20 protein-coding genes are annotated in these 22,216 nt (G+C 70.1%); 14 read left to right on the top strand and 6 right to left on the bottom strand.

Annotated features, from left to right (window positions below):
• The 3 genes from ACZ3IC_RS02455 to ACZ3IC_RS02445 all read left to right on the top strand — a co-directional run bounded on the left by ACZ3IC_RS02455 (window position 1) and on the right by ACZ3IC_RS02445 (window position 3,171).
• On the top strand, window positions 1-1,437 hold the full coding sequence (locus ACZ3IC_RS02455; protein WP_467411730.1) for an aldehyde dehydrogenase family protein: 1,437 nt from the start codon (window positions 1-3) through the stop codon (window positions 1,435-1,437).
• Window positions 1,430-2,359, top strand: a complete 930-nt coding sequence (locus ACZ3IC_RS02450) for an aldehyde dehydrogenase family protein (RefSeq protein WP_467411729.1) — start codon at window positions 1,430-1,432, stop codon at window positions 2,357-2,359. Before ACZ3IC_RS02455 ends, ACZ3IC_RS02450 begins: the two co-directional genes overlap by 8 nt.
• A 104-nt stretch (window positions 2,360-2,463) precedes the next feature.
• Complete coding sequence (locus tag ACZ3IC_RS02445) at window positions 2,464-3,171, top strand: uridine kinase family protein (RefSeq protein ID WP_467411727.1); 708 nt, start codon at window positions 2,464-2,466, stop codon at window positions 3,169-3,171.
• Window positions 3,172-3,516: 345 nt separating this feature from the next.
• Here ACZ3IC_RS02445 and ACZ3IC_RS02440 read toward each other — a convergent pair whose 3' ends face one another.
• The gene (locus ACZ3IC_RS02440; protein WP_467411725.1) at window positions 3,517-4,305 is read right to left on the bottom strand and encodes a SigE family RNA polymerase sigma factor; all 789 of its coding nucleotides are present in this window, start codon (window positions 4,303-4,305) and stop codon (window positions 3,517-3,519) included.
• 192 nt (window positions 4,306-4,497) lie between these two features.
• Between ACZ3IC_RS02440 and afsQ1 the strand changes: the two genes are divergently transcribed.
• The 5 genes from afsQ1 (at window position 4,498) to ACZ3IC_RS02415 (ending at window position 8,475) form a co-directional block, all read left to right on the top strand.
• Window positions 4,498-5,175: a two-component system response regulator AfsQ1 gene (gene afsQ1 / locus ACZ3IC_RS02435; protein ID WP_176729344.1), complete on the top strand. Its 678-nt coding sequence runs from the start codon at window positions 4,498-4,500 to the stop codon at window positions 5,173-5,175.
• The gene (locus ACZ3IC_RS02430; protein ID WP_467411724.1) at window positions 5,172-6,710 is read left to right on the top strand and encodes an ATP-binding protein; all 1,539 of its coding nucleotides are present in this window, start codon (window positions 5,172-5,174) and stop codon (window positions 6,708-6,710) included. The genes afsQ1 and ACZ3IC_RS02430 overlap by 4 nt, the downstream gene beginning before the upstream one ends.
• Complete coding sequence (locus ACZ3IC_RS02425) at window positions 6,707-7,324, top strand: GerMN domain-containing protein (protein WP_467411722.1); 618 nt, start codon at window positions 6,707-6,709, stop codon at window positions 7,322-7,324. The genes ACZ3IC_RS02430 and ACZ3IC_RS02425 overlap by 4 nt, the downstream gene beginning before the upstream one ends.
• Window positions 7,325-7,631: 307 nt before the next feature.
• Window positions 7,632-8,180, top strand: coding sequence for a VanZ family protein (locus tag ACZ3IC_RS02420; RefSeq protein ID WP_467411721.1), 549 nt, complete (start codon window positions 7,632-7,634; stop codon window positions 8,178-8,180).
• A 94-nt stretch (window positions 8,181-8,274) separates the two neighbouring features.
• On the top strand, window positions 8,275-8,475 hold the full coding sequence (locus tag ACZ3IC_RS02415; protein WP_467411720.1) for a PspC domain-containing protein: 201 nt from the start codon (window positions 8,275-8,277) through the stop codon (window positions 8,473-8,475).
• Between the two features lie 70 nt (window positions 8,476-8,545).
• Here ACZ3IC_RS02415 and ACZ3IC_RS02410 read toward each other — a convergent pair whose 3' ends face one another.
• Together ACZ3IC_RS02410 and ACZ3IC_RS02405 are read right to left on the bottom strand one after the other, a co-directional pair.
• Window positions 8,546-8,863, bottom strand: a complete 318-nt coding sequence (locus ACZ3IC_RS02410) for a hypothetical protein (protein ID WP_467411719.1) — start codon at window positions 8,861-8,863, stop codon at window positions 8,546-8,548.
• Between the two features lie 135 nt (window positions 8,864-8,998).
• Window positions 8,999-10,153: an adenosine deaminase gene (locus tag ACZ3IC_RS02405; protein WP_467411718.1), complete on the bottom strand. Its 1,155-nt coding sequence runs from the start codon at window positions 10,151-10,153 to the stop codon at window positions 8,999-9,001.
• 103 nt (window positions 10,154-10,256) lie between these two features.
• Here ACZ3IC_RS02405 and ACZ3IC_RS02400 point away from each other — a divergent pair, with 103 nt between their 5' ends.
• Window positions 10,257-11,018, top strand: coding sequence for an alpha/beta hydrolase (locus ACZ3IC_RS02400; protein WP_467411717.1), 762 nt, complete (start codon window positions 10,257-10,259; stop codon window positions 11,016-11,018).
• A 71-nt stretch (window positions 11,019-11,089) separates the two neighbouring features.
• Here ACZ3IC_RS02400 and ACZ3IC_RS02395 read toward each other — a convergent pair whose 3' ends face one another.
• Window positions 11,090-13,420 carry a leucine-rich repeat domain-containing protein gene (locus ACZ3IC_RS02395; RefSeq protein WP_467411716.1) on the bottom strand — a complete coding sequence of 777 codons (2,331 nt, stop codon included), beginning with the start codon at window positions 13,418-13,420 and terminating at the stop codon, window positions 11,090-11,092.
• 134 nt (window positions 13,421-13,554) lie between these two features.
• The gene (locus tag ACZ3IC_RS02390; RefSeq protein WP_467411715.1) at window positions 13,555-14,508 is read right to left on the bottom strand and encodes a LysR family transcriptional regulator; all 954 of its coding nucleotides are present in this window, start codon (window positions 14,506-14,508) and stop codon (window positions 13,555-13,557) included.
• Window positions 14,509-14,570: 62 nt separating this feature from the next.
• On the opposite strand from ACZ3IC_RS02390, the gene ACZ3IC_RS02385 reads away from it, so the two are divergent.
• From ACZ3IC_RS02385 to ACZ3IC_RS02370, 4 genes are all read left to right on the top strand, one after another.
• On the top strand, window positions 14,571-15,890 hold the full coding sequence (locus ACZ3IC_RS02385) for an MFS transporter (protein WP_467411714.1): 1,320 nt from the start codon (window positions 14,571-14,573) through the stop codon (window positions 15,888-15,890).
• Window positions 15,891-15,975: 85 nt separating this feature from the next.
• Window positions 15,976-16,692, top strand: coding sequence for a L,D-transpeptidase family protein (locus ACZ3IC_RS02380; RefSeq protein WP_467411712.1), 717 nt, complete (start codon window positions 15,976-15,978; stop codon window positions 16,690-16,692).
• A 67-nt stretch (window positions 16,693-16,759) separates the two neighbouring features.
• Window positions 16,760-17,788, top strand: a complete 1,029-nt coding sequence (locus ACZ3IC_RS02375) for a sigma-70 family RNA polymerase sigma factor (RefSeq protein WP_467412107.1) — start codon at window positions 16,760-16,762, stop codon at window positions 17,786-17,788.
• Window positions 17,785-18,123, top strand: a complete 339-nt coding sequence (locus ACZ3IC_RS02370; protein ID WP_467411711.1) for a hypothetical protein — start codon at window positions 17,785-17,787, stop codon at window positions 18,121-18,123. The genes ACZ3IC_RS02375 and ACZ3IC_RS02370 overlap by 4 nt, the downstream gene beginning before the upstream one ends.
• A 54-nt stretch (window positions 18,124-18,177) precedes the next feature.
• On the opposite strand, the gene ACZ3IC_RS02365 is transcribed toward ACZ3IC_RS02370, so the two are convergent.
• On the bottom strand, window positions 18,178-18,558 hold the full coding sequence (locus tag ACZ3IC_RS02365; protein WP_467411709.1) for an STAS domain-containing protein: 381 nt from the start codon (window positions 18,556-18,558) through the stop codon (window positions 18,178-18,180).
• A gap of 291 nt (window positions 18,559-18,849) precedes the next feature.
• Between ACZ3IC_RS02365 and ACZ3IC_RS02360 the strand changes: the two genes are divergently transcribed.
• Complete coding sequence (locus ACZ3IC_RS02360; RefSeq protein WP_467411708.1) at window positions 18,850-22,185, top strand: S8 family peptidase; 3,336 nt, start codon at window positions 18,850-18,852, stop codon at window positions 22,183-22,185.
• Window positions 22,186-22,216: the final 31 nt, after the last annotated feature.

Here is a 22,216-nt window from a genome sequence, read left to right as displayed (position 1 = left end):
ATGGCATCTGCATTCGAGTACGCCCCCGCGCCCGAGTCGCGCTCGGTCGTCGACATCGCGCCGTCGTACGGCCTGTTCATCGATGGTGAGTTCACCGACGCGGCCGACGGCAAGGTTTTCAAGACTCTCTCGCCGAGCAGCGAAGAGGTGCTCTCCGAAGTCGCGCAGGCCGGCGCCGCGGACGTCGACCGGGCCGTGAAGGCGGCCCGCAAGGCGTTCGAGAAGTGGTCGGCGCTGCCCGGCTCCGAGCGCGCCAAGTACCTCTTCCGGATCGCCCGCATCATCCAGGAGCGCAGCCGCGAGCTCGCCGTTCTCGAAACCCTCGACAACGGCAAGCCGATCAAGGAGACCCGCGACGCGGACCTCCCCCTCGTCGCGGCGCACTTTTTCTACTACGCGGGCTGGGCCGACAAGCTGGACCACGCCGGCTACGGCGCGAACCCCCGCCCCCTCGGCGTCGCGGGCCAGATCATCCCGTGGAACTTCCCGCTCCTCATGCTGGCCTGGAAGATCGCCCCGGCGCTCGCCACCGGCAACACGGTGGTCCTCAAGCCCGCCGAGACGACCCCGCTCTCCGCGCTCTTCTTCGCGGACATCTGCCGCCAGGCGGGACTGCCGAAGGGTGTCGTGAACATCCTCACCGGGTACGGGGACGCGGGCGCCGCCCTCGTCGAACACGAGGACGTCGACAAGGTCGCCTTCACCGGCTCGACCGCGGTCGGCAAGGCCATCGCCCGCCAGGTCGCCGGTACGGACAAGAAGGTCACCCTGGAACTGGGCGGCAAGGGCGCCAACATCGTCTTCGACGACGCCCCGATCGACCAGGCCGTCGAGGGCATCATCACCGGCATCTTCTTCAATCAGGGCCAGGTCTGCTGCGCGGGCTCGCGCCTGCTCGTACAGGAGTCGGTCCAGGACGAGCTGCTGGACGCACTGAAGCGCCGACTGTCCACTCTCCGGCTCGGCGACCCGCTGGACAAGAACACCGACATCGGCGCGATCAACTCCGCGGAGCAGCTCGCCCGGATCACCGCTCTCGCCGACACGGGTGAGGCGGAGGGCGCCGAACGCTGGTCCGCCCCGTGCGAACTCCCCTCCTCCGGCTACTGGTTCGCCCCGACGCTGTTCACGAACGTCACCCAGGCGCACACCATCGCCCGCGACGAGATCTTCGGCCCGGTGCTGTCCGTGCTGTCGTTCCGTACGCCCGACGAGGCGGTCGCCAAGGCCAACAACAGCCAGTACGGCCTCTCGGCCGGCATCTGGACGGAGAAGGGCTCCCGCATCCTCGCGGTGGCGAACAAGCTCCGGGCGGGCGTCGTCTGGGCCAACACGTTCAACAAGTTCGACCCGACCTCGCCCTTCGGCGGCTACAAGGAGTCGGGCTTCGGCCGCGAAGGCGGCCGTCACGGCCTGGAGGCGTACCTCGATGTCTGATAACCGTCTGAGCGTCTTCAAGACCTACAAGCTGTACGTCGGGGGCAAGTTCCCCCGCTCCGAGAGCGGCCGGGTGTACGAGGTGACGGCGAAGAAATCAGCCGCTGGCGCGGCGGGCAAGGGCAAGTGGCTGGCGAACGCACCCCAGTCCTCCCGCAAGGACGCGCGTGACGCGGTCGTGGCCGCCCGCAAGGCGTTCGGCGGCTGGTCGGGCGCGACGGCGTACAACCGCGGCCAGATCCTCTACCGCATCGCGGAGATGCTGGAGGGCCGCAAGGACCAGTTCGTACGGGAAGTGGCGGACGCGGAGGGCCTGTCGAAGTCCAAGGCGGCTGCCGTCGTGGACGCCGCGATCGACCGCTGGGTCTGGTACGCGGGCTGGACCGACAAGATCGGCCAGGTCGTGGGCGGGGCCAACCCGGTCGCGGGCCCGTTCTTCAACCTCTCCACCCCCGAACCGACCGGCGTGGTCACGGTCCTGGCGCCCCAGGAGTCCTCGTTCCTGGGTCTGGTCTCGGTGATCGCCCCGGTGATCGCGACCGGCAACACGGCCGTCGTCATCGCCTCGGCGAACGCCCCGCTCCCGGCCCTGTCCCTGGGCGAGGTGCTGGCCACCTCCGACCTGCCGGGCGGCGTGGTGAACATCCTCTCCGGCAGGACGGCGGAGATCGCGGCACCGCTCGCGTCCCACCAGGACGTGAACGCCATCGACCTCACGGGCGCCGACGCCGCTCTGGCGAAGGAGTTGGAGATCGCGGCGGCGGACAACCTGAAGCGGGTTCTCCGCCCGCCCGTCTCCCCCCACGGTCCCGATCTCGACTGGTCGGCCGATCCAGGCACCCACCGCCTGACGGCCTTCCTGGAGACGAAGACGGTCTGGCACCCGACGGGCGCACTGGGCGCCTCGGGGTCCTCGTACTGACCGCGTGACGACGGCCCGCTTCTCCGGGATCCCGGAGAAGCGGGCCGTCCCCGTGCCCCACCCGATCGAGTAATCATGAGAGTGCGAAGAGTAGTTGAGGTGTGATGCTCGATACCAACACGGCCTCCGGGGGGTCCCCTGCACGGGTCGATGCCTCACACTCGTGTCCTGTGAATTCCCAACCGATCCCGACCCGCGTCGTGCTGCTCGCGGGCCCCTCCGGCTCCGGTAAGTCCTCCCTCGCCGCCCGCACCGACCTGCCGGTGCTGCGCCTGGACGACTTCTACAAGGAGGGCGACGACCCCACGCTGCCGCTCGTTCCCGGCGGTACGGACATCGACTGGGACTCCGCACAGTCCTGGGACGCCGATGCGGCGGTCGCCGCGATCACGGAGCTGTGCCGCACGGGACGTACGAACGTCCCGGTGTACGACATCGCCACGAGCTCCCGGGTGGACCGGGAGGCCCTTCACATCGAGCGCACACCGCTGTTCGTGGCCGAGGGGATCTTCGCGGCGGACATAGTCGAACGGTGCCAGGAGTTGGGCGTGCTCGCCGACGCACTGTGCCTGCGCGGCCGTCCGACGACGACGTTCCGCCGTCGGCTGCTGCGGGATCTGCGGGAGGGACGCAAATCGGTGCCGTTCCTGCTGCGGCGGGGGTGGCGGCTGATGCGGGCGGAGCGGCGGATCGTGGCGCGGCAGGCGGCACTTGGTGCGTATCCGTGCGGCAAGGAGGAGGCGCTGGGACGGCTGGCCGCTGCGGCGGCGGGACGGTGCCGGCGGGCGTCCGCGGCGCGGGGGGCGGTGTAGCGGGGGCGGTGTAGCGGGGCGCCTGCGGCGGGCGTCCCCTGCCTGCCCCTTCCCGAACCGGGGATCCGCCCCGGACCCCACGGCTCAAAGGCCGACAAGGCTGGTTTTTCAGCCCCGCCGGCGGTCGAGGAGCGGGGAATCGGCGGCAGAACCCCCGGTAACGGAAAGGGGCGGGCAGGGGAACAAGCCCCGCGCAGCGGCCCACCCCGCACACACGCCGACGGGGCCGGACTGGACCCCCCGGCCCGTCCGACCCCGCAGCGTTCCCCCGTCCCCCGTACACCACCGCCTCCCCCGAAGCGGCGGCCCCGCTCTCCCCCGTATCCCCCTTTGCCCCCCGTCCCCTCAGGCCACCAACTCGCCGAAGGACTCCTCCTCGTCACGGCCGAAGCTGAGGACCTCGTCCTCGCGCAGTCGGCGGAGCGACCGCCAGATGCTGGACTTCACCGTGCCGACACTGATGTCGAGGATGGCCGCGATCTCCGGGTCGGTGCGGCCCTCGTAGTAGCGCAGGACCAACATCGTGCGCTGGAGTTCGGGCAGCCGCGCCAGCGCCTGCCAGAGCACGGCGCGCAGTTCCGTGCCGCGCATCGCGTCCGTTTCGCCCACCGTCTCCGGCAGCTCCTCGGTCGGGTACTCGTTGAGCTTGCGCCTGCGCCAGGCGCTGATGTGCAGGTTGGTCATGGTCCGGCGCAGATAGCCGCCGACCGCCGCCTTGTCGCTGATCCGGTCCCACGCCCGGTACGTCGAGAAGAGGGCGCTCTGCAGCAGATCCTCGGCCTCGAACCGGTCTCCGGTCAGGTGGTAGGCGGTTGCGTACAGGGAGGCGCGGCGCTCCCGGACGTAGGCCGTGAACGCCGTTTCGGCGTCCTCGGCCTGCGCCGGGATTCTCCGCTCCCCCATGGCCTCCCCGTGCGCGGCTCCCCCGTTGGCCCCCACAGGTGCGTCAACCACCGTCATGTACGACGTGTGCTGACGCCTGACGGCGCGTTCGCACCCCCGCCCTCCCGCGAGCTCTCGGCTCCGCTCGAGCAGGGAGGTTCCCCCTCCAGGGCCGGACTTCTCGGTGCTCCGGCCGACATCGTGAAGACGCGTGACAACTGCGCTTGCGGTGGTGCTGTGAGTTGCGTTCATCTCGCGCCCCCCATCGGTGGAGTCCGTCCGTTCCTTGCGCCAATGAGCTTGCCGGGGCAGTTTCATGGCACTGTCCGTCGACTGTCACAGCCCTGTCACAGAGCCTGTCGTCGGTGCGTCGCCGGTGCTCCGGATGTATGAGTCGGCACCAACTGTCGAACTGGGGCTCCACCATGGGCCAGAATGACCAGCGTGCCTTTCCTGTTGCTGATCGAGGACGACGACGCCATCCGCACGGCCCTCGAACTCTCGCTGTCACGCCAGGGCCACCGTGTGGCCACCGCGGCGACGGGAGAGGACGGCCTGAAACTGCTGCGTGAGCAGCGGCCGGACCTGATCGTGCTGGATGTGATGCTGCCCGGCATCGACGGTTTCGAGGTGTGCCGGCGCATCCGGCGCACCGACCAGCTGCCGATCATTCTGCTGACCGCGCGCAGCGACGACATCGACGTCGTGGTCGGGCTCGAGTCCGGTGCCGACGACTATGTGGTGAAACCCGTGCAGGGCCGGGTGCTCGACGCCCGGATCCGGGCGGTGCTGCGCCGCGGTGAGCGCGAGTCCACCGACTCCGCGTCCTTCGGGAACGTGGTGATCGACCGCTCCGCGATGACCGTGACCAAAAACGGCGAGGATCTGCAACTCACGCCGACCGAGCTGCGACTCCTGCTGGAGCTGAGCCGTCGGCCGGGCCAGGCCCTGTCGCGGCAGCAGCTGCTGCGGCTGGTCTGGGAGCACGACTACCTCGGTGACTCCCGGCTCGTGGACGCCTGTGTGCAGCGACTGCGCGCCAAGGTGGAGGACGTACCGTCCTCACCGACCCTGATCCGTACCGTTCGGGGTGTCGGCTACCGGCTGGATTCGCCTCAGTGAGCGACGTCGCCAAACGGAGCCTGCTCACCGGACTTCGCTGGACCAGTCTGCGGCTGCGTCTCGTCGTCGTGTTCGCGCTGGTGGCGCTGACCGCCGCGGTGTCCGCCTCAGGGATCGCGTACTGGCTGAACCGCGAGGCCGTGCTGACGCGTACCCAGGACTCCGCACTCGGGGACTTCCGCCAGGAGATGCAGAATCGGGCGGCCTCGCTGCCGCTGCGGCCCACCAAGGACGATCTGCAGAACGCCGCCGTGCAGATGGCCAGCAGCTCGCCCGGCTACAGCGTGCTGTTGGTCGACGAGCGCGACACCGGCAAGCCGATCGTCGGCAACTCCGATCTGGACACCTTCACGCTCGACAATGTGCCGCTGTCACTGCAGAAGGCCGTCAACAAGAAGCAGCCGTTGGAAGCGGGCAACAAGTACGAGTACCACCTGTTCTGGCAGCGGGTCAGCATCCGCGGTACGCCGTATCTGGTGGGCGGTACGAAGATCATCGGCGGTGGCCCGGCCGGCTACATGCTGAAGTCGCTCGACCAGGAGCGGCAGGATCTGAACTCCCTCGCCTGGTCGCTGGGGATCGCCACCGCGCTCGCGCTGGTCGGCTCGGCGCTGCTCGCGCAGGCCGCGGCGACGACCGTGCTGCGGCCCGTGCAACGGCTCGGTGACGCCGCCCGCAAGCTCGGTGAGGGCAAGCTCGAAACCCGGCTCGTGGTGTCCGGCACCGATGAACTCGCCGATCTCTCCCGTACGTTCAACAGGACCGCCAGTTCGCTGGAGAAGAAGGTCGCGGACATGAGCGCGCGGGACGAAGCGAGCCGGCGGTTCGTCGCCGACATGTCGCACGAGCTGCGCACCCCGCTCACCGCGCTGACCGCCGTCACCGAGGTACTGGAGGACGAGGCGGACAGCCTCGATCCGATGATCGCGCCCGCGGTGCACCTGGTGGTGAGCGAGACCCGGCGCCTCAACGACCTGGTGGAGAACCTGATGGAGGTCACCCGCTTCGACGCAGGCTCGGCCCGGCTCGTCCTCGACACGGTCGATGTCGCCGACCAGGTCACCGCCTGCATCGACGCCCGCGCCTGGCTGGACGCGGTGGACCTGGACGCCGAGCGCGGCATGATGGTCCGCCTCGACCCGCGTCGGCTCGATGTGATCCTGGCGAATCTGATCGGCAACGCGCTCAAGCACGGCGGTTCGCCGGTGCGGGTCGCGGCGCGGACCGAGGGCGACGAACTCGTCGTCGAGGTGCGCGACCACGGTCCCGGTATCCCCGAGGACGTCCTGCCGCACGTCTTCGACCGCTTCTACAAGGCCAGCGCCTCCCGTCCGCGCTCCGAGGGCAGTGGTCTCGGTCTGTCGATCGCCATGGAGAACGCGCACATCCACGGCGGCGACATCACGGCCGCGAACTCGCCGGACGGCGACGGCGCGGTGTTCGTACTGCGGCTGCCACGCGATGCCGAGCCGCTCACCCGTCCCGCCGGGGGGCACGACGCGGGGGGCCAGGACGAGGAGGGCGACGCGACGTGAGGAGCACCAACCACCGGGCACGCCGTTCGGCCGTGGCGCTGGCCGGTGCCGTGATTGCGGCCGTGCTGGCCGCGGGCTGCGGGATCAGGACCACCTCCGTGCCGGTGGACGCCGGGGCCGCGCCGTCCCAGGTGCCGTGCTCGATGTCCGCGGAGGACGTTGCCACCCAGGCCCTCCAGGGCATCCCCGTACAGATCTATCTGGTCTGCTCCTCCCAGCTGGTCACGGTGGACCGTACGGTGCAGGTCGGCGAGACGAGCTCGGACCGGGTCCGGATCGCGCAGGCGCTCCTGGATGAACTGGAGCAGAAGCCGCCCACCGGCGAGCGGCAGGCCGGGTTCTCCACTGCCGTCCCGACGGCCCTCCGGGTCAGCGCGGCCCGCAGCGGCGACCGGCAGGGCACTCTGCGGCTCAGCGAGCAGCCGGAGGACCTGTCGGCCGAGGCTCTGGCACAGATCGTGTGTACGTACGCGGAGAGCGAGACGCTCGCCCCGGACGGCACCGTGGTGCTGGGCGGGCCCGGGGACTACGCGCCGCGTGGGTATCTGTGCACCTCGGAGACAAAGGCCAGGCCGAAGGCGGCACCGACACTGGGGACGGGGACGGGGGCCTGAGCGGGGGCCGGGTCGTCCGGCGGCGGTTCTTCGTCCTCGGGTGCCGGGTCGTCCGGCGGCGGTTCTTCGTCCTCGGGCGCCGGACGGGCTCGGTTCGACCCGGGGCCGGTTCGGCGGCCGGGCGCCGTTTCGGCCCGGGGCCGGTTCGGCGGCCGGGCGCCGGTTCGGCCCGGGGCCGGTTCGGCGGCCGGCCGTCGATTCGTCCTCGAACGCTGGACGGACCGGGTTTCGCCCGGGCTGGGCTTGAATCGCAGGCTTCGGCGGGCGTGGCGGAACCGATCCTGCCGCCCGGCGCGTCTTGGGGGGCGTGCGTCAAGGTTCGGGCGGTCAAGCCGTCATCCGCTTCCGCGCGGCCGGGGTCTCTCTCCTCCTCGCGCATCTGCTGCTTGTCGGTTGGCTGACGCTGCGCCCGCTCGACGTCCCGTGGATGACCGCCTCGAATCTTCAACCGCTCGCCGGTATCCGAGCGGACCTGTCCCTCGGCCCGGTCGAGGCCGCACGCCGCATCGGTGAGGGGCTGCTGCTGCTCGCCCCCCTGGGCATACTGCTGCCGATGGCCGGAGGCCGACTGCTCGTCTCCCCGTGGGCCTCGCTGGCCCGTACCGTCGCGGCGGGGGCGCTGATCTCGCTGGCCATCGAACTGGCGCAGACCGGCGTGCCGGGACAGGTCGTCGACGTCGACTCGCTGCTGCTGAACACCACCGGCGTGGCGCTCGCCCATCTGCTGGTCGTCCCCATGTGCCGGGCGCGGCTGCGCCGCAGGGTGCAGCAGCGGGTCAGGGCGCTGCCCCGTCCCAGGGACGAGGCGGCTCAGGGGGCGACCCCGACGATTCCCAGGGTCGGCATCGCACCGTAGAGCGACGCTTTGCCCCTGTTCGCCGAGCCACCATGGAGGCATCGGGGGCACGACGGAGCTGCTCCCTCAGCAACGGTTCGCGAAGGAGCTCACCATGGCCGCACTTGCCCGCCCTCGTGACGGACGCGTGATCGGCGGAGTGTGCGCAGCGCTGGCAAGGCGCTTCGGCACCTCCGCGGGAACCATGCGCGTCATCTTCCTGGTCTCCTGCCTGCTGCCGGGGCCGCAGTTCCTGCTCTACCTGGCGCTGTGGATGCTCTTCCCGTCCGAGAAGATGTCGCCCACCGCTTGGTGACCCCCGTACTCACGCCTGTGGGGCGGGCACCCGGATTGGGTGCCCGCCCCACAGGCGTGAGTACGGGGGATCAGCCGCCGAGCGGGATTCCGTTGGTCGACAGACCGCTGGCCTTCAAGCCGCCCGCGGGCAGACCGCCGAGGAGGCCCTTGACCGGGGTGGTGGCGTCGCCGACGAGCCTCTGCTGGCCGGTGCCGAGGAGCTTGGTGGCCGTGTCCTGGTCCGGCAGGGTCCGGGCCGCGGTCTTTGCCGCCGAGCCGGCGACCGGCAGAGCGGTTGCCGCGACGTCGGCCGGCAGGGCGGTGGCGGAGGCGGTACCCGCGGCGGCAGCGGCGAAAGCGGCACCGAGCGCGGCGACGCCGAGAGTCCTGGCAGCAGACTGCTTCATGTGAATTTCATCCTTGGGGAGAGGGATGTGAGCGGCTCTGAAACGTAGTCAGCCGCCTACTCGTCCCGCAAACATGCCCGACACGGGAAACGGCCGGGATTTCGCCGTCCCGGCCGTTTGCCGCGCAGGTGTGAATCAACCCGCGGGAGTCGAAGACACGCTGGTCGCGGCGGTCTGCTCGAAGAGCCACTCGGACTTCAGCTCGGAATATCCGGGCTTGATCACGTCATTGATCATCGCCAGACGTTCATCGAAAGGGATGAACGCAGATTTCATTGCATTGACGGTGAACCACTGCATGTCGTCGAGCGTGTATCCGAAAGTCTCGGTCAGCTTCTCGAATTCGTGGCTCATGCTCGTACCGCTCATCAGCCGGTTGTCCGTATTCACGGTGACCCGGAAATGCAGCGTCCGCAGCAGCCCGATGGGGTGCTCGGCGTACGAGGCGGCGGCACCGGTCTGGAGGTTGGAGGTCGGGCACAGCTCCAGCGGGATGCGCTTGTCCCGTACGTAGGAGGCGAGGCGGCCGAGCTTCACACCGCCGCCCTCGGCGATTTCGATGTCGTCGATAATGCGGACACCGTGGCCGAGCCGGTCGGCGCCGCACCACTGGAGGGCCTGCCAGATCGACGGCAGGCCGAAGGCCTCGCCCGCGTGGATGGTGAAGTGGTTGTTCTCGCGCTTGAGGTACTCGAACGCGTCGAGGTGCCTGGTGGGCGGGAAGCCCGCCTCCGCGCCCGCGATGTCGAAGCCGACGACGCCCTGGTCGCGGTAGCGGTTGGCGAGTTCGGCGATCTCCAGGGAGCGGGCGGCGTGCCGCATCGCGGTGAGGAGGGCGCCCATACGGATACGGTGCCCGTCCCGGCGGGCCCGCCGCTCGCCCTCGCGGAAGCCCTCGTTGACCGCCTCGACGACCTCTTCGAGGGTCAGCCCGGCTTCCAGGTGCTGCTCGGGCGCGTACCGCACCTCCGCGTACACGACACCGTCCGCGGCCAGGTCCTCGGCGCACTCGGCGGCCACCCGGACCAGTGCGTCGCGGGTCTGCATGACGGCGCAGGTGTGGGCGAACGTCTCCAGGTAGCGCTCCAGCGATCCGGAGTCGGCCGCCTCACGGAACCAGATGCCGAGCTTGTCCGGCTCGGTCTCGGGAAGTCCCTTGTATCCGCTCGCGAGGGCGAGGTCGACGATCGTTCCCGGACGCAGACCGCCGTCGAGATGGTCGTGGAGAAGAACCTTGGGGGCACGCCGGATCTGATCCTGGCCGGGCACATGGAGGGTCGGGCTCATCATTTGGGCACTCTAGCGCCTACGCGCGTAGATTGTCGCTTGCCGATGCGTAACAGTGACCGTGAATACGGGTGGAATACACCTGCCCTTCTGACACTGTTCTGTTATGGCACAGCGCGCACTCCCCCTGCCTGCTGCGAGGCTGGGACGGGCCGTCAGGACGGCCGGAGCACCATCTGCGGTCAGCGGCGTGGTCCTGCTGCTCCCGGACGGCGAGGTGGACTCGTACCGCCGCCCTTCCCCTCTCTCGTACGCCCTCCAACTCCCGCTGGCCCGGACCCTGGCCCGCGCGGGCCAGGAGGACGGGCTCGCCGCGCATGTCGTGCGCTACCGCTGCCGCGGCTGGAACGCGACCGACGCACAGCTCGCGGCGGACGCCCGATGGGCGGTGGACGAGGTCGTACGACGCTACGGCGATGTCCCCGTCTGCCTCGCCGGTCACGGCATGGGCGGCCGGGCCGCACTCCGTGCGGGCGGCCACGATGCAGTCAACTCCGTTCTGGCAATGGCTCCTTGGCTACCCGACAGCCCGACGGACGAGCCGGAGCCGGTGAAGCATCTGCTCGGCCGGCAGGTCCTGCTCGTTCACGGCACGAACGATGCCCGCACCGACCCCGAGCTCTCCTTCCGCCTGGCCGAACGCGCCAAGAAGGCCAACCGCGACACCTGCCGCTTCGAGGTCCACTCGGACGGCCACGCACTGCGCCAGCACCGGGCCGAAGTGGCAGCCCTGGCAACGGACTTCGTCCGCGGCTCGCTCTTCGGGCGGGCGTACGCACGCCCGGTCGTCGACGCCCTGGCGGCACCGCCACCGCTGGGGTTACGGATGCCGCTGGCCGCGGGGTTCGGGAAGTCGCTGCGGGGGTGAGGGGGCGGGGCCGTCCCCGAGCCTGCGGGGCCGTCCCCGCAGGCTCGGGAACGGCCCCGCTCGATGTCGGGTTATCGGTCGCCTCCGAGGAACCGGTCGATGCGCTGGGCCTGCCGCCACTGCTGGAACTCGGGCAGTGTCGCGATGTCGGTGAGGTCTGCGAACTCGGGGTCACGGGTGAGGACCCGGTCGGCCACCCGGTAGGCGTCGTCGGTGCGGCCGAGGGCGAGCAGGATGCGGACATGGGTGTCGTGGATGAAGTCGTGCGCCGGGCCCTCGGTGTCGGCCAACGCCTGTTCCACGGCGGTCAGCGCGCGCTCCGGTTCGCCGCCGTGCAGCAGGTGCCAGGCCAGGGCGTTGCCGGTGCGGCGCCTGACCTCTTCCTGGAAGGCGCCCTCGTCGGTGAAGTGCCAGATCGTGTCGGGCAGCAGGGACATGGCCTGTTCGGCGTACCGGATGAGTTCGGCGTCCAGACCGGGGCGGTCGGCCTCCGTCGCGTTGTCGCTGAGGTCGCCGAGGATGTTGACCAGGGCGTAGTGGGCGTAGAGCTGGTCGTAGTCGGAGTAGCACGCGCCCGGGACGCAGAGTGCGATGGCCTCCTTGTAGGCGGCGATCGCCTCCTTGGGTCTCTTCCCGGCGCCGCCCCTGACCAGGGCGTGCACGGCCTGCCAGTTCGGGTCGTGGACGACCTCCTTGACCGCGACTCCCTTCAGCTGGAGTCGGGTGCGGGGGAACGTCGCGCGCAGCCGGTCCAGCGTCGGCCGGTCGAGCTTCGTGCCCTGGAGGTTCGCGAACTCCAGGTTCCGCAGGGCGAAGAAGGGCTCGGGAAGGGTGGTGAGTTCGTTGAACGCCAGGTCGAGGTGCCGGAGGTTCGGCGTGCGGGCGAAGGCGTCGTCGGGCAGGGACCTGAAAGCGGTGCGTACCTTCTCCCCGTCGAAGGTCTCCTGGCCCCAGCGGTCGAGCTCCAGGTGTTCCAGCGTCGTGATGTCCCAGATGCCGGTGAGCAGGTCCCTGGAGGCCGGGGGCTGTTCGGTCCACGGGGTGTGGCCACTGATCCGCAGTACGCGCAGGCGGGGCAGCCGGGCCAGCTCGGGCAGCCGGGTCGGCCGGGCGGACAGGCAGGAGTTGAGGTTCAGCTCCTCCAGCGCGGTCAGGTCCAGCAGTGCGTCGGGGACGGACTCCAGCCAGGTGTTGGACAGGTCGAGGGAGCGCAGTCCCGTCAGGCGGGTGACGGCCGTGGGGAACGCAACCAGGGTGTCGCAGTGGTAGCGCCCCTGGTTCAGACAGGACAGGTCCAGCTCGCGCAGTGAGCGCAGGCGGTCGATCCATGCGGGGAGCCGGCAGGTCAGATGTCCGGCGCGCAGGACCTCCAGCCGGCCAAGGTCGCCGAGGGACTCGGGGAGTTCCGTGAAGCGGTTGCCGGATATGTCCAGTACCCGGAGGTTCTGGAGGGCGCCGATGGATTCGGGCAGCCCGGTCAGCCCCGTTCCCGACACGTCGAGTTCTTCCAGGGCGGTGAGTTCGCCGATGCGTGCGCCTATGGCGCCGATCTCGCCGTTGTCCGCGAGCGACAGGACACGCAGTCGGGGGAACGCGAGCAGTTGCTCCGGGAAGCTGTGAAGCTTCCGTCCGGAGAGGTCGAGTTCGGTGACCTCGTCGGCCCGGTCCAGCAGGGAGTCCAGTTCCTCCAGCGCGATGACGCGGCTCGGGCGCACCCCGGCGCGCAGCACCTGACGCCCCTCCCTCAGGGCATTCTCGATCTTCTGCGCGTCGGGCTCACCGTATTTGTCCAAGAGCTCGGGCAGCAGGATGCCGCTCAGTTCCCCGTTGGTGAAGTCGACCGGGCAGTTGGTGCGGTAAGTGTCGGCCACGAGCAGTGCCTGCGGCTGCTCGGCGAAGGTCAGGCCGAAGTACAGCATGCCGATGACGATCCGGGCGCAGGAGCTGCCGCACACCGTGAGGATGCCGCCGTCGTCCCCGTACGAGCCGCAGATACCGCCCGCCACCTCCAGGTCCCCGCGCACCACCACGTGGGGACAGCCGGACAGGATCACGTTCCGGGCCCGCAGACTGCCGGTCACGAGCAGGAAGTTGCCGCCGCTGTGGTCCCACCAGTCCAGATCGCCGTCGACGGTGAGGTCACCGTCCACGACGATGTTGTACGGAACCCAGTCGTCGTCCCCCTCCGGCCCCATGTGCCCCGCGACATGCAAGCCACCCTCGTACAAACGGATCTCCTGCTCGTCGGCGAAGTCGGCGTACGGGTAGCAGACATCGGCCGAGATCCGGAAGCGTTCCTCCGCCTCCTCGGCGGTGATGACGCGATACCCAGGGGGTGAGTGAACCATGGTGAGTTCGTGGCTTGCCGGAGCGGCTGCGCTCCGGGATTCCTGGTCGGTCATCCGTGTCGGCTCCCCTGCTGCTCTGCTCGGAATGGTGTGGTGCGCCGGTTCGACGCGGCTGCACGCGGGTGACCCTAGGGGGAGGCACTGACAGCGGGAGGGCGGGTCCCGGGACGGGGGTCAGCGGCGGCGGCTCAGTCCGGCAGCAGATGTCCCCGCCGCGACAGCAGGAAGCGTTTGAAGGCGGCGACCGGTGGGGTGTCCGGGTGGCCGTCCAGCCAGGCGACGCCGATCTCGCGGGCCGCCCTCGGGGCCGTGACGGTGAGTTCGACGACGCCGGGGCGGGCGACCGCGGGCGGCGGCAGCAGGGCCACGCCGAGGCCAGCCGCGACCAGGCCGCGCAGGGTCTCCGCCTCCTCGCCCTCGAAGGCGACACGGGGCGTGAAGCCCGCCTCGGCGCACAGGTCGTCGGTGATCCGCCGCAGGCCGTAACCCGGTTCGAGGGTGACGAACTTTTCGTCGGCGGCCTCCGCGAGGCGGATGCGGCGGCGGGTGGCGAGGCGGTGGTCCTCGGGGACGACGAGGCGCAGCCGCTGTTCGTCCAGGCGGCGGGCGACCAGGTCGGGGGCGTCCGGCACGGGTGAGGTGAGGCAGAGGTCGAGGCCGCCGGCCCTCAGGCGTTCGATCATCGCCTCGCCGTAGTTCTGCACGAGCTGGAAGCGGACCCGGGGGTGGTCGGCGCGGAAGGCGCGGATCAGGGCGGGGACGGTTTCCGAGCCCATGGTGTGGAGGAAGCCGAAGGTGACCTTGCCGGTGGCCGGGTCGGCGTCGGCCCGTACCGAGTCGGCGGCCTTCTCGACCTCGGCGAGGGCCCGCTCGGCGGAGCCCAGGAAGGTGCGGCCCGCCGGGGTGAGGGAGACGGTACGGCCCTTGCGGGCGAACAGGGCGACTCCCAGGTCCTGTTCGAGCCTGACCATTGCCCGCGACAGCGTCGACTGCGGGACGCCGAGCTCCTGGGCGGCGCGCGTGACGTGCTCGTGGCGGGCCACCGCCTCGAAGTGGGCCAGTCGCGGCGCGAGCACGGCGCGAATGTCTTCTTCGTAACTACTGGGTGACAGCCGGGGCTGTGAGCTGTGTTCATGCACCATGGGATTGATTATCGCCACTTCGTGCATTGGACGCATGAAAGCGGAAAGCCTACTTTCGAAGCATGCCTCCTGCCAGTACCGGGGCGTCCACCCTCACCGTGGCCGCCTCGCCCCAGCCGTCCCCCGTCGCCACCGCCGACTCTCCCGCCACCACCGCGCCGGACCGTCTCGAACCGGGCCGCCCCGGCTACCGCCGGATGAGCTTCGCGCTCTTCGCCGCAGGTGTCGCGACCTTCGCACTTCTCTACTCCACGCAGGCCCTGCTGCCCGCCATCTCCGCCTCCTTCGGCGCCACGGCCGGACAGGCCAGCTGGACGGTCTCCGCGGCGACGGGCGCACTGGCGCTGTGCGTGCTGCCGATGAGCGCGCTCTCCGAGCGGTTCGGACGGCGGCAGATGATGGCCGCCTCGCTGACGGTCGCCGTGCTGGTCGGGCTGCTCGTCCCCTTCGCCCCCTCACTGGGCTGGCTGATCGCGCTGCGCGCCGTCCAGGGCGCGGCACTGGCCGGGCTGCCCGCCTCCGCGATGGCGTACCTGGCGGAGGAGGTACGGCCGAAGGCGCTGGTCGCCGCGATCGGGCTGTTCGTGGCCGGCAACAGCATCGGCGGCATGAGCGGCCGTATCCTCACCGGCTGGATCGCCCAGCTGTGGGGCTGGCGCGCGGCGCTCGGCGCGGTCGGCCTGCTGGCCGTGGCCTGCGCGGTCGTCTTCCACTTCATGATCCCCAGGGCGCGGAACTTCACCCCGGGAACGCTGAACCCGAAGGCCCTCGCGAAGACCGTGGGCGGGCACCTCTCCGATCCGCTGCTGCGCCGGCTGTACGCGATCGGCGCGCTGTTCATGACGGTGTTCGGCGCGGTCTACACGGTGATCGGCTACCGCCTGGTGGAGGCGCCGTTCAACCTCCCGCAGGGGGTCGTCGGCTCGATCTTCCTGGTCTACCTCGTCGGTACGGTCTCCTCCGCCGGGGCCGGCAAGCTGGTCGCCAGGCTCGGCCGCCGGGGCGCGCTGTATCTGGCCGTCTCCACCACGGCCGCCGGTCTGCTGCTCTCGCTCGCCGACCAGCTGGCCGCCGTACTCCTCGGCCTGGTCCTGATCACGGCGGGTTTCTTCGCCGGGCACGCGGTCGCTTCCTCCTCCGTGAGCCGTACGGCGACGAAGGGCCGGGCCCAGGCGTCGGCGCTCTACCAGTCCGCGTACTACCTGGGCTCCAGCGCGGGCGGCACGCTCGGCGCCGTCGCCTTCCACGCCGGAGGCTGGGCCTGGACCGTATCGCTGGGACTGCTCGCGGTCCTCGGCGTCGTCTCGATCACGCTGCACGGCTCGCGGGCCGCACGCGCCGAGCGGCGCCGGCTCATGCCGGTGGCGTCCGTACAGAACTGAGACATACGACGCACAACCATCCACTCCCCGACGCGCGTCTAGCAGACGGAAGCACCTCACTGCGCGCGAAGGGGAGTTGGCGTACATGAGAGTCGCAGGGAACATGCGGGGGGTCCGGGCACGGCGCGCGGTCGCGCTGTCCGTCGCCGGTCTGATGGCGGCGCCCGCCCTCGTCCTGGGCACCGGCGGATCCGCGCAGGCGGCGTCCTGCACGACGTCCACCGGGCCGTACCAGAAGCAGGTCGAGAAGTATCTGCACCGGCCGGTCGACGGCAAGCAGTCGGCCGCCGACTGCAAGGCGATCCGGTCGTTCCAGCGCACCTACGGGATCACCCCCGACATCGGTTACGCGGGGCCGATCACCTGGCGCACGATGAAGACGCTCACGGCTCAGAAAGCAGCCGGCAAGAACCCGAACAAGGCCAAGAAGTGCCCCACCAACAAGGGGCGCATCGCGTGTGTGGACCTGACCCGGCAGCTGAGCTGGATACAGGACGGCAGCAAGCTGAAGTTCGGTCCTGTGCCGGTACGGACCGGGCGGAACAAGTACGAGACCCGCACCGGGTCCACGAAGATCTACATGCGGCACATCAAGCACTGGTCGTCGCTCTACCACGTGTGGATGCCGTACTCCCAGTTCTTCGACGGCGGGCAGGCGTTCCACTCGGTGGGCGTGAAGATGTGGAGCCCGCCGGGGTCGCACGGTTGCGTCAACATGCGGGACGCCGACGCGAAGTCGTACTGGAATCTGCTGAAGAACGGCGACGACGTCTACGTGTACGGACGCAAGCCCGGGACGTGACCGGAATGTGCGCCGCTTCAGCACTTCCCGCCCCCGTTGTCAGTGCCCTGCCGTAGTTTCCGAAGTGCTGAAGCGAGCGGCATCACAGCGCAACAGGGGTGGGGCAATGAGTGATCTGACAGCGCCGGCGGACATCGACAGCCGTCTTGAGGGACACCGGGTCGAGCTGACCGGCTACTGCTACCGGATGCTCGGCTCGGCCTTCGAGGCGGAGGACGCGGTACAGGACACGCTGGTGCGTGCCTGGCGCAACTTCGAGAAGTTCGAGGGGCGTTCCTCGCTGCGGTCCTGGTTGTACCGCATCGCCACCAACGTCTGCCTGGACATGCTGAACGCGGGAAACAAGCGGGCCCGTCCGGTCGATCTGACGGGCCCGACGCCGCTCGCCGAGGCGGCGCTCAACCCACTGCCGGAGAACACCTGGCTGGAGCCGATGCCGGACGGGCGGATCCTGCCGTCGGTGGCCGATCCGGCGGAGGCCGCGGTGGCACGGGAGTCGGTGCGGCTCGCGTTCGTCGCCGCGTTGCAGCATCTGCCGCCCAAGCAGCGGGCCGTGCTGATCCTGCGCGAAGTGCTGGCCTGGAAGGCGAGCGAGGTCTCCGAGCTCCTCGACACCTCGGTCGCCTCGGTCAACAGCGCCCTCCAGCGGGCGCGCGCGACCCTCGCGGAGCACCAGGGCCTGAGCGCCGACACCGCCGATCCGCTCGACGAGGAGCAGCGCAAGCTCCTCGACCGGTACGTCGCGGCCTTCGAGGGGTACGACATGGCGGCGCTGACCGCGCTGCTCCGTGAGGACGCCGTGATGACCATGCCGCCGTTCGGCCTCTGGCTCCGGGGGCACGACGACATCACCGGCTTCATGGGGACCATCGGTGCGAGCTGCGCGGGCTCGCGGCTGGTCGCGACGGCGGCGAACGGCACCCCGGCGTTCGCGCATTACAAGCCGAATCCGGACGGGCCGGGGTTCGTGCCGTGGGCGGTGCAGGTAATCGACGTCTCGGAGGGCTCCATCACCGGGATGCACTGCTTCCTGGACACGCCCCGCTGGTTCCCGCTGTTCGGTCTGCCGGACCGTCTCGACGCCGACGCGGCATGAGGCGCGGCATACGGAACGGGCTGGTGGCGGGCTGGGTGGTGCTCGCGGCCGGCGGCTGGGGGCTGACCCAGTGGCTGGGCGAGCCCGTCGCCACCGACGGGCCCACGCCCGGGGCCGCCTGGACTCCGAATCCCGCTTCCGTCGGCGGACCGGGGCCGCAGCCGGAGAACGAGTGCGACGGCGACGGCGACGGCGACGGCGACAGTCAGGCGTCGAGCGTGTTGTCGCCGTTCCCCACAGCGACGGCGATCCCGGACAGGGACCTGGTCAAACTCTCGGTGCGGTTCTGCGCACGGCTCAAGGGGAGTAGCCGGGCGGGCCCGGGCGAGGACTGAACGACGGGCGGCGCGAGCGGACGGGCGGCGCGCGTTCCCTGAAGCGCCGCCCCTTCAGGCCTCGTTCCTCACGGCCCCACCCCCGCACCCGCACGCCACGTCCACCACATCGACCAGGCCCACCAGGTCGATCAGGCCCTTCAGTTCAGGCGGCGCATTGCGCAGCCGCAGGCTTCTGCCACCTGCCCGGCGTGCGACGAGCCCCAGCCGCGCCACCGCCTCGACGAGGGCCAGATCCGCCTGTACGACCCCACCCACATCGCAGTCCACCCCGGCGTCCGGGGCGCGGACGGCGCCCTCGGGGTCGTACAGCAGCGACTCCAACTCGGCGCAGAGTCCCGGCACCGCGGCCCGCGTGACGCGGCCGGTGACGACGAGAACGATCGGGGTCGTGGATTTCACATCAGGCAGACCGGTCCGGCGGCCGAAACTCATCGCTCCCCCGCTTCCGCGCTTTCCCGGCGCCCCGGCCCGGCGCACGCCCCGTACCCGTTCAGTAGCTGCTCCCACCCGCCTCGCGCTCGTCCCCCGGCTGCCCGGCCGGTGCAGGCGGCGACCGGTGAACTTCCGTCAACTCCGTTTATTTGTACGTTCTCTGTGAACCCTCTCGATCAATTCCCCCTCTAGGTACGTGACCCGGTCGGCACCGGTGTCCCATTCGGTGCCGGCTGACCAGTGGCCCCCAGGGGGCCGCCTGATTCTCCAGGGGGAGAGTTGCGCAGACACGTGAGAAACGCGTGTGTTTCGACCATCGCCACGGCGGCCGCCGTGGCGCTCGCGGCCGGGATGACCACCCCGGCCGTGGCACAGCCCGACGACGCCCGGCAGGCAGGCGCCGAGCCCGTGGCACAGCACCGGCTGACGCTCATCACCGGCGACCGCGTCTCGGTCGACGCCGAGGGCCGGGTCGTGAGCTTCCGGCCGGCCAAGGGGCGCGAACACATACCCGTGCAGCGGCAGATACGCGACGGGCACACCCTGCTCGTCCCGGCCGACGCGCACCGGCTGATCAGCTCCGGAAAGCTGGACCGCCGGCTGTTCGATGTCACCGAGCTGAGCCGTGCGGAGAACCGCAGGGCTCAGAAGGCCGGCCTGAAGCTGATCGTCGCCTACCGGGGCGCCCAGGCGTCCGCCGCGAAGGCGGAGGTCCGTGACGCGGGCTCCACCCGGGTCGGCCGCACCCTGAAGTCGCTGAATGCCGAGTCGGTGACCACGCCGGAGCGAGACGCCCAGGAAGTCTGGCAGGCACTCACCAGCAAGCCCTCGCACGGCGCCCAGCGCACCACGGCCGCCGGCATCGACCGGGTCTGGCTGGACGGCGTACGCAAGGCGAGCCTCGACAAGAGCGTGCCGCAGATCGGCGCACCGACCGCCTGGAAAGCCGGTTACACCGGAAAGGGCGTCAAGATCGCCGTCCTGGACACCGGTGTGGACGCCACCCACCCCGACCTCCAGGGCCAGATCCTCGACACGAAGAACTTCACCTCGTCGCCCGACACCGAGGACCGCGTCGGGCACGGCACCCATGTGTCCTCGATCGCGGCCGGTACGGGCGCCAAGTCGGACGGGAAGTTCAAGGGCGTGGCGCCGGACGCCAAGCTGCTCGAGGGCAAGGTGCTCGACGACGACGGCTTCGGCGACGACTCCGGCATCCTGGCCGGCATGGAGTGGGCGGTCGCGCAGGGCGCCGACGTCATCAACCTGAGCCTCGGGGGCGGCGACACCCCCGAGATCGACCCGCTCGAAGCGGCGGTGAACAAGCTGTCGGCCGACAAGGGCGTCCTGTTCGCCATCGCGGCGGGCAACGAGGGCGACGGCGCCGGCACGGTCGGCTCGCCGGGCAGCGCGGACGCCGCACTGACCGTCGGCGCGGTCGACGACAACGACAAGCTGGCCGACTTCTCCAGCCGCGGCCCGCGCATCGGCGACGGCGCGATCAAGCCCGATGTCACCGCCCCCGGCGTGGACATCACGGCGGCGGCCGCACCCGGCTCCGCGATCGACCAGGAGGTCGGGCAGAACCCGCCGGGCTATCTGTCGATCTCCGGTACGTCGATGGCGACCCCGCACGTCGCGGGCGCCGCGGCGCTCCTCAAGCAGCAGCACCCGGAGTGGAAGTACGCCGAGCTCAAGGGCGCCCTCACGGCCTCGACGAAGCCGGGCGCGTACACGCCGTTCGAGCAGGGCTCGGGCCGGATCGCCGTCGACCGGGCGATCGCCCAGACCGTCGTCGCCGAGCCGGTCTCGATGAGCTTCGGTGTGCAGCAGTGGCCGCACACCGATGACGCCCCGGTCAGCAAGAAGCTGACGTACCGCAACCTCGGTACGGCGGACGTCACCCTCGACCTCGCGGTCACGGCCACCGGCCCGAAGGGCAAGCCCGCCCCGGCTGGCTTCTTCACCCTCGGCGCCGACAAGGTGACCGTCCCCGCGGGCGGCACCGCCGACGTACCGCTGACCGTGAACAGCAAGCTCGGCGGCACGGCCGACGGCTCCTACTCCGCGTACGTCGTCGGGACCGGCGGCGGCCAGACCGTCCGCACCGCGGCCGCGGTCGAGCGTGAGATCGAGTCGTACGACCTCACGGTCAAGACCATCGGACGTGACGGCAAGCCCGCCAAGTTCTACGACTCCGACCTCTACGGCCTGTCCGGCCTGGCGCGCGACGTGTGGCTGCACCAGACGGGCGACGACGGAACGGTGAAGGTGCGCATTCCCAAGGGCGGTTACGCGTTCAACTCGGGCGTCTACGTCGACCCGGAGGATTTCACCAAGGGCACCGACTGGCTGTCCCAGCCGAACCTGAACGTCACCAAGAACGTCACCGTGACATTCGATGCGCGCAAGGCGAAGCCGGTGAACTTCACCCTGCCCGCCACCGGCACGAAACCCGAACTGGCCACGTCCGAGCTCCAGTTCGAGAGCAAGGACAATGCCTACTCCTACGGCTGGGTCCTGGGCACGTACCAGAACTTCCGTACCGCGCAGGTCGGCCCGAAGGTGACCGAAGGCTCGCTCTCCCAGCACTGGTCCGGCAGCTGGACCAAGGGAGCCTCGACCCGGTACGACATCGTGGTCGGCGGTCCGGTGACGCAGGCGGCGACCGGCTACAGCCGCAAGATCACCTCCAGTCAGCTGGCCAAGGTGAGCATCGGTCTCGGCTCGTCCGTCAAGGGCAAGACCGGCGAGCTCGCGGCATCGGGCTCGCTTCCCGGATCGGAAGGCGGTTGGGCGTCCTGGACCGAGCAGAAGCTCCCCGGTACCGCCACGGTCTATGTCTCCACCGCCGACAAGGCGAAGTGGACCTTCGACTTCGTCCAAAACGGCGAAGTCGACGAGGACGGCTACCTGGCGACCGACGCGCTGTACTCCCTCGGTGACCCGGAGACCCTCAAGGCGGGCAAGACCTACACGAAGAAGGTCAACACCGCGGTGTTCGGCCCCGCGATCGGTTCCGACTACGGGATCTTCCGCGACGGCAACGAAATCACCGGTGCGCTGCCGCTCGCGGCTGACGGCAGCGGCAACATCGGCTGGTCCACGTACAGCTCGGTCAAGACCGCGCTGTACCGCAACGGCACCAAGCTCATCCAGAACGCGAACCCGCTGGAGGGTGACACCTTCACCACCGTGCCGTCCGGTGCCGCCGACTACAAGCTGACGACCTCGGTGCAGCGCAGCTCCAAGCTCTCGGCGGTCTCCACCCGGATCGACGCGAGCTGGACCTTCCGGTCCAAGAAGACCGCCGGCCCGACCCGGATGCCGGTCTCCATGGTCCGCTTCACGCCCAATGTGACGCAGGACGGCAAGGTCACGGCGGGCAGGACCGCTTCGGTGCCGGTGACGGTGCAGGGCGCAGCCGCCGGGAAGAACCTCAAGTCGCTGACGGTGTACGTCAGTTACGACGCCGGCAAGACCTGGAAGAAGTCCACGGTCAAGTCGGGCAAGCTCTCCGTGAAGAACCCGGCCAAGGGCAAGTCCCTCTCCTACAGGGCCAATGTCACGGACAAGCAGGGCAACACGTCGTCGGTGTCGATCTACAACGCGTACTTCGGCAAGTAAGTGAGCAGGTAGGCCCACCGATCGCATGAGA

The sequence above is a fragment of the Streptomyces sp. NPDC002958 genome (assembly GCF_055563255.1).
The sequence above is the reverse complement of the archived record's forward strand: the minus strand, read 5'-3'. Positions and strand labels throughout refer to the sequence as shown.

What these genes read in the sequence shown, in the direction of transcription:
- ACZ3IC_RS02455 (WP_467411730.1), top strand. Translation starts at nt 1, where the DNA reads ATGGCATCTGCATTCGAGTACGCCCCCGCGCCCGAGTCGCGCTCGGTC.
- ACZ3IC_RS02450 (WP_467411729.1), top strand. Translation starts at nt 1,430, where the DNA reads ATGTCTGATAACCGTCTGAGCGTCTTCAAGACCTACAAGCTGTACGTC.
- ACZ3IC_RS02445 (WP_467411727.1), top strand. Translation starts at nt 2,464, where the DNA reads ATGCTCGATACCAACACGGCCTCCGGGGGGTCCCCTGCACGGGTCGAT.
- ACZ3IC_RS02440 (WP_467411725.1), bottom strand. Translation starts at nt 4,305, where the DNA reads ATGAACGCAACTCACAGCACCACCGCAAGCGCAGTTGTCACGCGTCTT.
- ACZ3IC_RS02415 (WP_467411720.1), top strand. Translation starts at nt 8,275, where the DNA reads ATGGCCGCACTTGCCCGCCCTCGTGACGGACGCGTGATCGGCGGAGTG.
- ACZ3IC_RS02410 (WP_467411719.1), bottom strand. Translation starts at nt 8,863, where the DNA reads ATGAAGCAGTCTGCTGCCAGGACTCTCGGCGTCGCCGCGCTCGGTGCC.
- ACZ3IC_RS02405 (WP_467411718.1), bottom strand. Translation starts at nt 10,153, where the DNA reads ATGATGAGCCCGACCCTCCATGTGCCCGGCCAGGATCAGATCCGGCGT.
- ACZ3IC_RS02400 (WP_467411717.1), top strand. Translation starts at nt 10,257, where the DNA reads ATGGCACAGCGCGCACTCCCCCTGCCTGCTGCGAGGCTGGGACGGGCC.
- ACZ3IC_RS02395 (WP_467411716.1), bottom strand. Translation starts at nt 13,420, where the DNA reads ATGACCGACCAGGAATCCCGGAGCGCAGCCGCTCCGGCAAGCCACGAA.
- ACZ3IC_RS02390 (WP_467411715.1), bottom strand. Translation starts at nt 14,508, where the DNA reads ATGGTGCATGAACACAGCTCACAGCCCCGGCTGTCACCCAGTAGTTAC.
- ACZ3IC_RS02385 (WP_467411714.1), top strand. Translation starts at nt 14,571, where the DNA reads ATGCCTCCTGCCAGTACCGGGGCGTCCACCCTCACCGTGGCCGCCTCG.
- ACZ3IC_RS02380 (WP_467411712.1), top strand. Translation starts at nt 15,976, where the DNA reads ATGAGAGTCGCAGGGAACATGCGGGGGGTCCGGGCACGGCGCGCGGTC.
- ACZ3IC_RS02370 (WP_467411711.1), top strand. Translation starts at nt 17,785, where the DNA reads ATGAGGCGCGGCATACGGAACGGGCTGGTGGCGGGCTGGGTGGTGCTC.
- ACZ3IC_RS02365 (WP_467411709.1), bottom strand. Translation starts at nt 18,558, where the DNA reads ATGAGTTTCGGCCGCCGGACCGGTCTGCCTGATGTGAAATCCACGACC.